Source organism: Acetobacter lambici (genome assembly GCF_011516885.1).
Lineage (GTDB): Bacteria > Pseudomonadota > Alphaproteobacteria > Acetobacterales > Acetobacteraceae > Acetobacter > Acetobacter lambici.
Genome location: NZ_WOTD01000008.1, coordinates 1 through 12,386 on the forward strand (window position 1 = coordinate 1; position 12,386 = coordinate 12,386).

The 12,386-nt window shown below is 60.3% G+C and carries 11 protein-coding genes; 8 read left to right on the forward strand and 3 right to left on the reverse strand.

Going from position 1 to position 12,386, the window contains the following annotated elements:
* Positions 1-180: 180 nt before the first annotated feature.
* A complete protein-coding gene (locus GOB86_RS05800) occupies positions 181-324 on the forward strand; it encodes a hypothetical protein (RefSeq protein ID WP_165991425.1) in 144 nt (47 codons plus the stop codon).
* A gap of 403 nt (positions 325-727) precedes the next feature.
* Entirely contained in the window at positions 728-3,178 is a 2,451-nt protein-coding gene (locus GOB86_RS05805) for a DUF3772 domain-containing protein (RefSeq protein WP_165991426.1), read from the forward strand.
* Positions 3,179-3,322: 144 nt separating this feature from the next.
* Here the strand turns inward: GOB86_RS05805 and GOB86_RS05810 are convergent, their stop codons facing one another.
* Positions 3,323-4,819 carry a replicative DNA helicase gene (locus GOB86_RS05810; RefSeq protein ID WP_165991427.1) on the reverse strand — a complete coding sequence of 499 codons (1,497 nt, stop codon included), beginning with the start codon at positions 4,817-4,819 and terminating at the stop codon, positions 3,323-3,325.
* A 62-nt stretch (positions 4,820-4,881) separates the two neighbouring features.
* A complete protein-coding gene (gene gmk / locus GOB86_RS05815) occupies positions 4,882-5,532 on the reverse strand; it encodes a guanylate kinase (protein WP_165991428.1) in 651 nt (216 codons plus the stop codon).
* 109 nt (positions 5,533-5,641) lie between these two features.
* On the opposite strand from gmk, the gene GOB86_RS05820 reads away from it, so the two are divergent.
* Both GOB86_RS05820 and GOB86_RS05825 read left to right on the forward strand, forming a co-directional pair.
* On the forward strand, positions 5,642-6,460 hold the full coding sequence (locus tag GOB86_RS05820) for an SDR family NAD(P)-dependent oxidoreductase (RefSeq protein WP_165991429.1): 819 nt from the start codon (positions 5,642-5,644) through the stop codon (positions 6,458-6,460).
* A gap of 42 nt (positions 6,461-6,502) precedes the next feature.
* A complete protein-coding gene (locus tag GOB86_RS05825; RefSeq protein WP_165991430.1) occupies positions 6,503-7,852 on the forward strand; it encodes a purine-cytosine permease family protein in 1,350 nt (449 codons plus the stop codon).
* Here GOB86_RS05825 and rlmB read toward each other — a convergent pair.
* Positions 7,816-8,640, reverse strand: a complete 825-nt coding sequence (gene rlmB, locus GOB86_RS05830; protein WP_165991431.1) for a 23S rRNA (guanosine(2251)-2'-O)-methyltransferase RlmB — start codon at positions 8,638-8,640, stop codon at positions 7,816-7,818. The two genes, GOB86_RS05825 and rlmB, sit on opposite strands and share 37 nt — an antisense overlap.
* Before the next feature lie 208 nt (positions 8,641-8,848).
* On the opposite strand from rlmB, the gene GOB86_RS05835 reads away from it, so the two are divergent.
* The 4 genes from GOB86_RS05835 to GOB86_RS05850 are packed head-to-tail and all read left to right on the forward strand — an operon-like array spanning position 8,849 to position 12,384.
* Complete coding sequence (locus tag GOB86_RS05835; protein ID WP_165991432.1) at positions 8,849-9,508, forward strand: ribonuclease D; 660 nt, start codon at positions 8,849-8,851, stop codon at positions 9,506-9,508.
* 45 nt (positions 9,509-9,553) lie between these two features.
* Positions 9,554-10,558, forward strand: a complete 1,005-nt coding sequence (locus GOB86_RS05840; protein ID WP_165991433.1) for a KpsF/GutQ family sugar-phosphate isomerase — start codon at positions 9,554-9,556, stop codon at positions 10,556-10,558.
* Positions 10,555-11,292, forward strand: coding sequence for an LPS export ABC transporter periplasmic protein LptC (lptC, locus tag GOB86_RS05845; RefSeq protein WP_165991434.1), 738 nt, complete (start codon positions 10,555-10,557; stop codon positions 11,290-11,292). The genes GOB86_RS05840 and lptC overlap by 4 nt, the downstream gene beginning before the upstream one ends.
* Before the next feature lie 3 nt (positions 11,293-11,295).
* A complete protein-coding gene (locus GOB86_RS05850) occupies positions 11,296-12,384 on the forward strand; it encodes an LptA/OstA family protein (RefSeq protein WP_165991435.1) in 1,089 nt (362 codons plus the stop codon).
* The last annotated feature ends 2 nt before the right edge of the window (positions 12,385-12,386 follow it).

Consider the following 12,386-nt stretch of genomic DNA (forward strand, 5'->3'; position numbering starts at 1 on the left):
TGCCAAGGCAATGAGGTTCAATCAGCGCCCATTGGGCGTCTGTCAGCACAAAGCGTTCCATCAGATGCTTGAATCATAACCTAACCCTCATGTGAATCCCCACAAACCCTAATTGCCTTGCCCATGGCAGGCGGGAATGAGATAGAGACACTCATACCCATTTGTGGAGAAAGACACACAATGAAACGTGCGGTTCTGTTGCTGGCATGCGCGCTTGGGCTTTCCGCCTGTGGAATGTTCCATCACCCTCCGCGCCAACTGACCAAACCCGCACAGTGGGAACCCTTGGGTTACCATGACCACCTGAACAGCAGCGACGACTGATCACGACTACTGCCGCTCTGCTCGCTGCGGCGGGTTTATGGTGACTGGGGCATATTCCTTCGCCCGGCTCAGGCTGGTGGTTATACACCATAGGCCGGCAACGTCGGGCATATTGCTTTATCGGGGCAATACCGAGGAGGGGGAGCGGACATACTGCTCCCCAAATTTTTGTGCTTCAAACCAGAAATGCACTGTGTAAAACGCTCCTGTACGCCGCTATTGCAGGTCTTCTTTTAAAGTGCCCGGCCGACAACAATACAGTTTAAAAAAACGATAATCTTTTCTCGTTTTATATCACCATGATATAAAACGCACCGGCTTTGCACCACGGTGGCATGCAACCTGTTATCCGCCCTGATCGTTCCAAGCTGTAATGTCTTCTCCCACGGCGCAAGGTTGCCTGATGCTTCGTATGCCTGTCCGCGTATTGTTTTTACTCTCGCTCTTCCTCTTTTCCATTCCATCCCTGTCTGGCCCGGCCGGAGCGCAAAGTGCGGAGCAGCCCGCAGCCGCCCTGACCGCAGGCAACGTGCCCTCCCCCCTGATCATGAGCGCGCAGGACATTGTTTCTGACAAAACGCTTGATGAGATCGGGGCGGAAATACGCTCCATTTACACAAGCGGCGTAACGGAACAGCATGCCGGGCATAGCGCTCTGGACCTGAGCGCACTGCTCCAGCGCGCCACCGCTGTTTCTACCCGGACAGACAGGCTAATGGCGCGCATCCGCCCGTATCAGGATGTGTACCAGAACTTTGTGGACATTCTGGGCAAGCCTCCCGCCAAGGACGACCCGCCCGAGGCGTCCTCCCTGACCGAACAGCGCGAAAGCCTGAACAGACGGCAGAAAGATATTTCCGCCCGTATGACAAGGCTGAAGCTTTATCAGGTCGAAGCGCAACAACTGGTCAATGAACTGCGCCAGCATGACAGCGCCATCCAGCAGGCAACGCTGTGGCAGCAAATGCCCTCCCCGCTGGGTGTCAACTTCTGGTCGCAGTTCATACAAAGCGCCCCACAGGACGGGCGCAGGCTGAACGCACTGGGGGCGGAAACGCTGGCCATGCTGGCAACGGCCCTTACCGGTAAACGCTTTTTTATAACGCTGGCCGGTCTGAGCGCCTCCCTGCTGCTACTGGCCGGGTGGCTATACGCGCGCAAACCCATACGCCTGCTCACAACCCGCTTTTTGCCACAAGGGCGCGTGCGCCCCATTGCCGCAACCGTATTGTGCGGTGTTGTGAGTGTTCTGGCCTGCGCCATTTCTTTTCAGGTGTTCTGGAACACGCTGGCGTTTGATAACCCCGCCGTGGGGGATGATCTGGACCAGCTTGCCAGCATGGTGGCAACGCAGGCTCCCCTGTGCGGGCTGGTGCTCGAACTTGGGTTCTGCTTCCTGAGCTCCAAGGCGGACTGGCGTGTTTTTGCCATGTCGGACGATCTGGCCCGCAGCCTGCGGCTATTCCCCGCGTGGCTGGCCATTGCCATGATCGTGCGTGGTATGCTGCGCTATGTGGATACTCAGAGCGGGCTTTCCCTGCTGAGTGTGCAATTGGTGGACGGGCTTTATACGCTGACGGTCAGCCCGCTTCTGTTTGCCATACCGCGCAAACTGCGCCTGACAGCCGCACAGGACCAGGATGCGGATACAGCCGCAGAACCAGCCGGAACGACCGAGCAGACCCCACCACTGGCACAGTTCCTGCGCAGCATGGCCATGGGTATTTCCATCATCTGCTGGATTGCGGTCCTAACCGGGTATATCCCCCTCGCCTACACGCTGATCTCGTGGGTGAGTGTGATGGCCCTGAGCATGACCACCCTTTTGCTGCTGTCCATGCTGACAACCGCCCTTGGGGGCGCACTGTTTGCCTCCCGCGCGCCTTTGGGCCGCCACCTGGTAGAACTGGGGTTGCCACCACGGCTGATTAATCAGGCCAGTATTCTTGTTCCCGGCCTGATCAATGTGCTGCTGCTGGCCGTGGCCTACGCCGTGGCAAGCTCTGGCGCCAATTTTGACCCACCGCAGATATGGCAGCAGCTTTACTCCCTGTTCCACGGCACGGAAGACAGCAATACATCCTCTGTCTCGCTTGATGCCATTCTGCTGTGCATTGCCCTGCCACTTGTGGGCTATCAGGCCATAAAAATTGTTAAATCATGGTTCCAGCAAAGGTTTTTTCCGGCTACCAATCTGGATATCGGGGCGCAGGCGTCCATCCTGAGCATATTGGGCTATGCCGCGTGGATCCTGATCGGGCTGGCCATGTTTGCAGCCCTTGGGGTTACGGTCAAAAGCATGACATGGGTTGTCAGCGCCCTGTCTGTGGGGATTGGTTTTGGCCTGCAATCCATTGTGCAGAACTTTGTGTCGGGCATTATCCTTATGGCCGAACGCCCTGTATCGGTGGGGGATGTGGTGACCATTGCGGGTGTTACCGGCAAAGTGGAACGCATTAGCGTCCGCTCGACCGACATCCGGCTCGATGACAAATCCACCATGATCGTCCCGAACTCGCAGTTCATTACCTCGGCGGTCAAAAACGCCACACGGGCGCAAAAACCCGGTGTGTTTACCGTGGAACTGGACCTGCCCTTTGCCTCGGACCTGAACAAGGCCAGTGCCGTGGTTATTGCCACACTCAGCGCCTGTGCCGACACAGACCCCGACAGCGCGCCCACAGTCAGCATGACATCGGTCGCCGATGGCTCGGCCGTGCTGACCGGGTCGGCCAAGGCGCGCGATGGGGTGGAAATAAAAACTGCACGCAGCAGCGCGTTGTTTGCAATCTGGCAGGCTTTTCAGGAAAACGAAATTCCCGTCACATTCCGCCAGACCGTGCGCGCACCATAAGCGCACGGCCACAACGGCTGGGGTTGCGCAGGCCAGAGCAAAGCCTGCCCCCCACTACGCACCTCCAACAAAAAGCCCGGCTCCCACACTCTGGGGAGCCGGGCTTTTTTACGTGCCGACCGAACCTGCCAGAAGTGGCCCGCATTAATGTTCGTGAATATTATCCAGATCGGCAAAGCGTGTGTATTCGCCTTCGAAAAACAGATTGATGGTGCCTGTTGGCCCATGCCGCTGCTTTTCCAGAATAAGCTCGGCCTTGTTGTGGACCAGCCCCATCTTGCGCTGCCATTCGTCCATGGCCACTGAGTATTTGTCCATGGAATCGTAAGCTGTTTCCTTGGGCATGCGCTGTTGCAGGTAATATTCGTCACGATAGACAAACATCACCGCATCCGCGTCCTGCTCAATGGAACCGGATTCACGCAAGTCCGACAGCATCGGGCGTTTGTCCTCGCGGCTTTCCACCTGACGGGAGAGCTGGGAGAGGGCAATAACCGGCACCTCCAGTTCCTTGGCAATGGCCTTGAGACCCTGCGTGATCATGGAAATTTCGAGCACGCGGCTTTCTGGTCGGGTACCAACGGAGGGGCGCATGAGCTGGAGGTAATCCACCACAATCAAACTCAGCCCCTGTGTGCGCTTGAGGCGGCGGCAGCGCGTGCGCATGGCGGAGAGCGAGATTGCGGGTGTATCATCAATCAACAGCGGCAGGCGGGCGAGTTCGTGGCTGACCCGCACAAACCGGTCAAACTCCTTTTGCCCGATATCCCCCCGGCGGATGCGCTCGCCAGACACTTCAGCCTGTTCGGACAAAATACGGGTGGCCAACTGCTCGGCCGACATTTCGAGCGAGAAAATGGCGACAGACCCTTTGGGTTTTTCCCCTTTTTCCTCTGCCTCGTCCATCAGTGAGCGGGCAGCGGAAAATGCAACTTTGGTCGCCAGCGCCGTTTTGCCCATAGCCGGACGCCCTGCCAGAATAAGCAGATCGGATGGGTGCAGCCCGCCTGTTTTTTTATCCAGATCACGCAAACCCGATGTCAGGCCCGTAACATGGCCTTCGCTCTGGAAGGCAAGGGCTGCAACATTGATCGCCCCAGTAAGGGCTTTGTTAAAGGCGACAAAATCGCCCTCCTTGCCTTTTTCGGTCGCCAGTTTGAACAGGGCTTCTTCCCCCGCCTCAATCTGGTCCGGGCCGGACAGGTCCCCTGTGGCGCCAAAGGCGTTGTTGACAACATTTTCGCCAATATCAATCAACTGGCGACGGATCCATGCATCATGGATAGTGCGCCCGTAATCCCCGGCGTTAATAATCCCGACCATGGAGGTCAGCAGTTTGGCCAGATAGGCAATGCCGCCAACGCTATCGAGCATACCGGAGTTTTCCAGCTCCGCGCGCATGGTGACCGGGTCGGCCAACTGGCCGTTCTCTATCCTGCGGGCAATGGCTGCGTACAACTGCCCGTTCACACGGTTGGCAAAGTGCTCGCCCGCCAAAAAGTCGGACACCCGGTCATAGGCCCGATTATTGGTCAGCAACGCGCCCAGCAGCGCCTGCTCGGCCTCTATGTTGGCCGGGGGCTGGCGCAGGGTCAGCCCCAGCAGGCCATCTTCCTTTGGTTTGTCAGTCTGTGTTGTCATGCTCACATTAATGGCCTGTTATGGGTGCGGGGCGGGCGTAGGGTGCTGGAAGGACCTGTCTGTCAGGCATCAAACGTTGCGACAAAATCGGCAAGGCCGATCTGCCTGCGGGTGAGCAGGCGGCCCGCCACCAGCACGGCGCGGGCCTCGGCCACGGCCCGGTCCAGCTCGGTGTTGATGATAACGGTATCAAACTCCTGCCAGTGCGAAATTTCGTCCCTTGCCGCAGCCATGCGGCGGGCAATTTCGTCCGGGTGGTCAGAGCCACGGCCGGTCAGGCGGCGTTCGAGTTCCTCCAAGGAGGGGGGGAGCACAAACAGGCCGACCACATCGCCCGGCAGGGTTTCGCGTATCTGCCTGTGTCCCTGCCAGTCTATATCGAACACCATGTCATGCCCGGCGGCAAGGGCCTGTTCCACCGGCGCGCGCGGTGTGCCGTAACCGCGACCGAACACAATAGCCCATTCCAGCAGTTCGCCCGCCTGCGCCATGGCCTCAAACTGCTCCATGGTGCGGAAGTAGTAATGCACGCCCTCTTTTTCCCCCGGTCGGGGCTGGCGTGTGGTGACGGAAACAGAATGTTTCAGTTTTGTGTCCGACGCACGCAGCGCATTGGCAATAGTTGATTTGCCAGCGCCCGAAGGGGCAGAAATAACAAGGCATACACCCCGCCGCGTTGCATGACCCGGATGAGCCGTTCCATTGTGTGCCATACTGCTCTTTCACACCCTGTCTGTTCAAACTTACGCTCTTGCCCCTTCATGCCAGAAGCGGCCACGCTGCGCCACCGCGCTCTATGCCACAAGGAAGGCGGACCCCACCATGATGCACAACACCATTCTCATAACAGGTGCCTCCTCCGGTCTGGGCCGCGCGCTGGCCCAGACCCTTGCACGCCCCGGCCGCAGGCTATGGCTTGGGGGGCGCAACACGGCACGGCTGGAAGATACGGCACGCAACTGCATTAGCCGGGGCGCCGCCGTTCACCTGAACACCTGCGATGTAACAGACCGTGCGGCCATGGCGCAGTGGGTGCAGGGCACGGGTGGGCTGGACATGGTTCTGGCCTGTGCTGGCATTACCGGGGGCACGCGCAAACCCCTGGCCCCGGATGCCCCGGCGATAGAACCAGAAGCCCAGATCCGCCGGATTTTTGAGACCGACCTGACCGGTGTGCTCAACACCGTGCTCCCGGCACTGGAGATGATGCAGAACCAGCCCCGCGCGGCAGATGGCATGCGCGGGCGTATCTGCGCCATTTCCTCCGTGGCGGGGCTTGTCTCTTTTCCCGGCACACCGGCCTATAGTGCCGCCAAGGCGGCGGTAGACCGATTTATGGTGGCCACCGGGGGCAACGCCAAAAAAGCGGGTATTCTGCTCAGTTCGGTTGTCTGCGGTTTTTTGGACACGCCCATGGTGGCGCGCAATACCTTTCCCATGCCCGGACTTACGGATGTCAACAGCGCGTGCCGCCGCATTCTGCGCGGGCTTGCGCGCAATGAGCGGCGCATTACCTTCCCGCTCTGGCTGGCCGCTGGCTCCCGCCTGATGGACCTGTTGCCCATAGCGCTAGCCGAGGCCTACTATAACAACCAGCCTGCCGGGGCTGCTGGCAGCATGCCTGCACCGGACCTGAGCTAACCCGCCCCCTTCCCCCGCCCCTAACAGAAAGCCCCCAACGACATGACGCAGGACACACGCCCCCGCGCGCATGCCATAATGGAAGACATGTCCGCCGCCGCCGTGCGCGAACCCGTGCCAGAACACCTGAAAACCATGAAGATGGACCGTGTGTTCTGGAGCCACTTTGCCCCCAATCTGGGGCCGGGGGGCTGGGTTACCGGCGCGCTGCTGATCAGCATGGGGCTGGACTTTAAAACAGGCGTTGCCGCTGTTGTGCTGGGCAACCTGATTGGCGCATTGCCCGTAGCCCTTGCCGCAGCCATTGGCCCTTCCACCGGGCTGACACAAATGGAGGCCTCCCGCCGGGCACTGGGCCAGATCGGCCTGCGCCTGCCCGCGTTCCTGAACTGGATTTACTGTGTGGGGTGGGATGCGGTGAACAACGTGCCCGCAGCCACAGCCCTGATCGCGCTGCTGCTTGCCGGGGGCATGCATACCCCCTTCTGGGCTGCACTTGGCGTTCTGGCCGGGGTGCAGATGGTGGCCTCAATCTATGGCCATCATGTTGTGCAGGCGTTGCAGAAATACCTTGGCGCGTTCCTGCTGCTTGCCTTTGCGCTGATCGGCATTGTGTTTGCCATCCGTGGGCAGGCTCCACTTGCCAGCCATCACCCCGTGAGCGTAACCACGTTTTTGCTGGCTGTGGGGGTTCTGGTCAGCTTCAACCTCTCATGGGCGTCCTACTCATCGGACTACACCCGCTACCTGCCTGCCAGTTCCAGCCCTAAAAAAGTCGTGCTGCTCGCACTGGCCGGGCTGCTGGCATCGGCTATTCCATTCCAGATTCTGGGCCTTATCTCGGCGGGGAGCGTGGTGGATGCCTCACCTACAGCGGTTATTGCATCGCTCCAGCACACATTGGGGCCACTGGGCACATTTGCACTGGCCGCCATTGCGCTGTCCTCCATTACCGGCAACTCGTTCAACGACAACACGGCGAGTTACAGCCTTATTTCCGCCGGGCTGCATGTGCCCCGCGTAGCGGCTGCGGTGCTGACTGCGGCTCTGGGCTATGTACTAGCGGTTGCCGGGGCGGGGCAATACGCAACGTTTTATACGGACTACCTTATGGTCACCATGTACTGGATTGCCCCATGGACGGGCATTGTGCTGGCGGACTGGTACTGCACAAAGGACCACACAGCCCGGCCTACCCCCAAGGGGTGGACGCGCGGTGCAAGCATATTCACCATAACCGCGGCCCTGACCATTGGTCTGTTTTCCACCAGCAGTCTGTATACCGGCCCCATCGCCCGCTGGTTGGGTGGGGCGGATATCGGGTATTACGTTGGTTTTTTTGGTGCCGCAGTCTGCTACGCTGCGGGCATGCCGCGCCGCACCAGTTCGTAAAGCCCTAATGCTGCCGCCACGGACACGTTCAGGCTTTCCATCTCACCGGGCATGTACAGGCCCGCAATTTCATCACAGCTTTCACGCGTCATGCGGCGCAGGCCGCGCCCTTCGGCACCCAGCACAAGGGCCACGCGCCGCCCGTCAAACCCGGCACCGTTCAGGATTGTGCCGCCCGCATCCAGCCCTACGGTCCAGCATCCGGCCTTCTGAAGCATTTCTATGGCGCGGGACAGATTGACCTCACGCACAAAAGGCACTGTTTCCAACGCACCAGAGGCCGCCTTGGCCAGCACGGCGGTTTCTTCGGGGGCGTTACGGTCCTGCACCACAATGCAGGCCGCGCCAAAAGCCGCCGCAGAGCGCAAAATAGCCCCCACATTGCGCGGGTCAGTTACCTGATCAAGCACCAGCACGGGGCCGGGGCGTTCCAGCGCCTCCTCCAGCGTAAGCGAGGGTAGAATATGCGCCAGCATGGCCACACCCTGATGTACGGCCTCTGGCCCCAGCAGATCATCCAGCCGAGCACGCTGCACAAGCTCTGGCGCCACCTGCAAACCACCTCCGCCAGAACGGGCGGCTTCTTCCAGTGCGGGGTGTTCGGCCTCGGTCACCAGCAGGCGTTCGTACACCCTGCGCGGATTGGCCAGAGCCGCCGCCACGGCATGCGTGCCAAACAGCCAGCACTTGCCCGCCGGGGCCGTGGACATGCCATCGCGCCCACCGCCACCATGGCCAGATGAGCGGGAGCGGCGTGCGGGACGTGCGGCTTTGCGGGGGTTCTGCATGGACAATATGGTTCCAGGTTGGAGTCACTATGTCTCTCCCCTAGCGCATGAGCGGGGTATCCGCCTATCCCTGCAACGGCGCATGGCCTTATCTTTGTCTGCTCATAAGGGTGCCGCACCCATGCCGGGGAATGGACATTCCCCCCATGCGGCGGTAATCCGTCTGATGCAAAGCAGCCTAGACGCAACAGCAGAACAGGAGCGCCTCATGTCCGCAGCTCAGGGCCCATGTGCTGGCGCCATTACCCTGTACAAAAATGACCTGCCCGACCACCTGCGCTTTACTGGCTCTGTTGCCGTGGACACGGAGACAATGGGCCTGAACCCCCACAGGGACCGGCTGTGCCTTGTCCAGCTTTCTGGCGGGGATGGCACAGCCCATCTGGTCCAGTTGATTCCCTCCTCCCTTGGTGGCACCGGGTATGACTGCCCCAACCTCAAACGTGTGCTGGCAGACCCGACGCTGACCAAAATCATGCATTATGCCCGCTTTGACGTTCGTATTTTGCAACACGCGCTGGGTATTACGGTCAGTCCTGTTGTGTGCACCAAAATAGCAGCCCGACTGGTGCGCACCTTTACGGACCGCCACGGGCTGGCCGCCCTGTGCCGTGATCTGCTGGGCGTGGACCTGAGCAAACAGCAGCAGAGTTCGGACTGGGGCGCGCCGGAACTCAAACCCGAGCAACTGGCCTATGCCGCGTCGGACGTGCTTTACCTGCATGCCCTGTGGCACAAGCTTTCCGCCCTGCTGGAGCGCGAAAACAGGCACGATCTGGCACAGGCATGCTATGATTTTCTGCCCACGCGCGCACGGCTGGATATGATGGGCTACGAAGACCCTGATATTTTCTCCCATCGCGCCTGAGCAAGGCACATCTGACACTTTCTGACCATCGGACCGACCTCACGCATGACCAGTCCCGCCCTCACCGCTTCGACCACCCCCGGCATGGACGCAGCCGCCACAGTGCGTGTTGAACAAAGCGGGCTGGAAGCTCTGGCCCACGCGTTGGAGGACCCGGCCGGACTGGGCGGTGCGTTTGCGCAGGCCGTGACTGTTCTGCTTGGCATTTCTGGTCGGGTGGTGGTCACGGGTATTGGCAAGTCCGGTCATGTTGCGCGCAAGATACAGGCCACGCTGGCGTCCACCGGCACACCCTCGCTCTACGTGCATCCTGCCGAGGCCTCACACGGGGATCTGGGCATGGTGCAGCCCGGTGATGCCATTCTGGCTTTTTCCAACTCGGGTGAGACCACGGAACTGGCTGATATTGCGGCCCATACCCTGCGCACCGGCCAGCCCCTGCTGGCCGTAACCAGCAGGGCCACCTCCACCCTGGCGACCACGGCAACACTGGCCCTGACCCTACCTACCATGCCAGAGGCCTGCCCCATGGGGCTGGCCCCTACCACCAGCACACTCATGCAACTGGCTTTTGGTGATGCGCTGGCCGTGGCCCTGTTGCGCCACAGGGGCTTTACCGCTTCCGACTTTAGCACTTTTCATCCCGGTGGCAGGCTTGGCGCGCGCCTGCGCACGGTGCGTGAGGTCATGCACAAGGGCAACGCCATGCCCCTGACCACCCCCGACACACCCATGCGTGAGGTCATTATGGAAATGACGCACAAGGCGCTAGGCTGCGTTGGCATTGTGGGGCAGAATGGGGAACTGGCAGGGCTGATCACGGATGGCGACCTGCGCCGCGCGCTGGACCAAGACCTTACAACCACACTGGCAAAAAATGTCATGAACCCAAGGCCGCTCACCATAAACCCGGACGCTCTTGCCTCCGAGGCGTTGCAGGTCATGAACGCGCGCAAGCAGCCCGTTACAGCTCTTTTTGTCCTTGATTCCGCAGGTCTGCCCGTGGGCGTTGTGCACCTGCATGATCTGGTCCGAGCAGGCGTTGGATGACAGACACCCCCGATAAACGCCCCCAGCGCGAGGACTACGCCCGCTCCGGGGCGGACATCAAACAGCAGCGCGAACGCCTTGCGGCCTCGTCCGTCAGGCGCAAAGTGCCCGATGCCGCCAATCTGGCACGCAGGCGTACCATGCTGCGCTGGGCCAAATGGCTGCTGCCCTCAACAGCCCTGCTGCTTTTGTCCGCCATTGCCATCTGGCCGGAAGTGGAACACCTGATCAGTGCCAACCAGACCACCATGCGCGAGTTAAGCAAGGTCAAAATAGAAAGCGGCAATCTGGTCGGGGCAACCTACCGTGGGGTAGATGAACACAACCGTCCGTTCACCATTACAGCGGATACGGTGCACCAGGCCACAGGCAACAGGCTGGACCTGACCGACCCCATGGCTGATATTCTGACACAGGCCGGAGACTGGCTTATGGTCCGATCGGAAAAAGGCGTTTACATGCAACACGCACAGATTCTTGACCTGACCGGAGAAGTAACCCTGTACCGCGATGATGGCCTGATGATGCACACCCCCGTTGCCGATATTGACATCAAGGGCGGTATTATCACCTCCGATTCATGGGTGCGGGTGGAAGGGCCATTTGGCTCACTGGACGCGCAGGGCTTCCTGCTGAGCCAGCATGACGGTCTTGCCCAGTTCCGCGGCCCCGGCCGCCTGATCCTTAATGACGACGCCCAGAATGATGCCAGCACTGGCAAAAAGGCATCCTGAAGCATGACCACAAGAACACTGCCCTGCACATACGCCACCCTGCGCTCCTTTGCCCGCCGCCTGTCCCTGCTGGCCTGCCTGCCTGCCGCCAGTATGCTCTGCCACGCCAGCGCACACGCACAGGCGATCGACCTGTCCCATGGCGGGCAGATTGCGGTAACCGCTCTGGGCGGATTTGACTGGGACCAGAACCTGAAAAAAGTGGTCGCCTACGATCAGGCCAAGGCCGTGCGGAACAACGCCACGGTGACCGCCGATAAACTTATTGCCTACTACCGCAAAAAACTACCCGCAGGCACCACGGCCACCCCACAGCCCGAACAGACAAACCCGGCCCCTGCCGTCCAGCCCGACCATCCGACCCCCGACCCGGCGCCCTCAGCACCGGCAACCGCACCGGGCGGCACAGCCAGTGCGCCCAGCACCACAGCCGAGACCAAGGGCACGGATGACCAGGATTCCGGCGCAAACGAAATTTACCGGCTCGAAGCCATAGGCCACGTCCACATCTTTACCGATACCGATCAGGCATGGGGGGACAAGGCGGTCTATGATATGGACAAGGCCGTGCTGGTCATGACCGGCAAAAACCTCCGGCTGACAACTCCGCAGGACGTGCTGACCGCGCGCGATTCCATGGAATATTACTCGCAGCAGCATATTTCCATCGGGCGGGGAGATGCGACCGTTACAACCGATGACCACAGGCAGATTCGCGCTGATGTGCTGGTCGGCTACAGCACCCCGGATGCCCCGGCCAAACCGGCCACAACCAGCCAGAACAAAACCGACAACTCGGACACCCCCCTTGCCTCCCGCTCGAACAAGCTGGAAAAGGTCAATGCGTTCGGTCACGTCTGGGTCCGGACCCAGACCGAAATTGTAACGGGTGAGCGCGGCGTGTATGTGCCAGATACGGGTATTGCCCGCATTGTTGGCAATGTTCACATTACACGTGGGCCAAACCAGATTCAGGGGGCTGCGGCCATTATTAACATGCACACGGGTATTGCCACCATGACAGAACGTCCGGGCAGCCGGGTAAGCGGGCTGGTTGTTCCCAATAATGGCGATACATCGGACAGGAAGTAACA

What these genes read in the sequence shown, in the direction of transcription:
- GOB86_RS05800 (WP_165991425.1), top strand. Translation starts at nt 181, where the DNA reads ATGAAACGTGCGGTTCTGTTGCTGGCATGCGCGCTTGGGCTTTCCGCC.
- GOB86_RS05805 (WP_165991426.1), top strand. Translation starts at nt 728, where the DNA reads ATGCTTCGTATGCCTGTCCGCGTATTGTTTTTACTCTCGCTCTTCCTC.
- GOB86_RS05810 (WP_165991427.1), bottom strand. Translation starts at nt 4,819, where the DNA reads ATGACAACACAGACTGACAAACCAAAGGAAGATGGCCTGCTGGGGCTG.
- gmk (WP_165991428.1), bottom strand. Translation starts at nt 5,532, where the DNA reads ATGGCACACAATGGAACGGCTCATCCGGGTCATGCAACGCGGCGGGGT.
- GOB86_RS05820 (WP_165991429.1), top strand. Translation starts at nt 5,642, where the DNA reads ATGATGCACAACACCATTCTCATAACAGGTGCCTCCTCCGGTCTGGGC.
- GOB86_RS05825 (WP_165991430.1), top strand. Translation starts at nt 6,503, where the DNA reads ATGACGCAGGACACACGCCCCCGCGCGCATGCCATAATGGAAGACATG.
- rlmB (WP_165991431.1), bottom strand. Translation starts at nt 8,640, where the DNA reads ATGCAGAACCCCCGCAAAGCCGCACGTCCCGCACGCCGCTCCCGCTCA.
- GOB86_RS05835 (WP_165991432.1), top strand. Translation starts at nt 8,849, where the DNA reads ATGTCCGCAGCTCAGGGCCCATGTGCTGGCGCCATTACCCTGTACAAA.
- GOB86_RS05840 (WP_165991433.1), top strand. Translation starts at nt 9,554, where the DNA reads ATGACCAGTCCCGCCCTCACCGCTTCGACCACCCCCGGCATGGACGCA.
- lptC (WP_165991434.1), top strand. Translation starts at nt 10,555, where the DNA reads ATGACAGACACCCCCGATAAACGCCCCCAGCGCGAGGACTACGCCCGC.
- GOB86_RS05850 (WP_165991435.1), top strand. Translation starts at nt 11,296, where the DNA reads ATGACCACAAGAACACTGCCCTGCACATACGCCACCCTGCGCTCCTTT.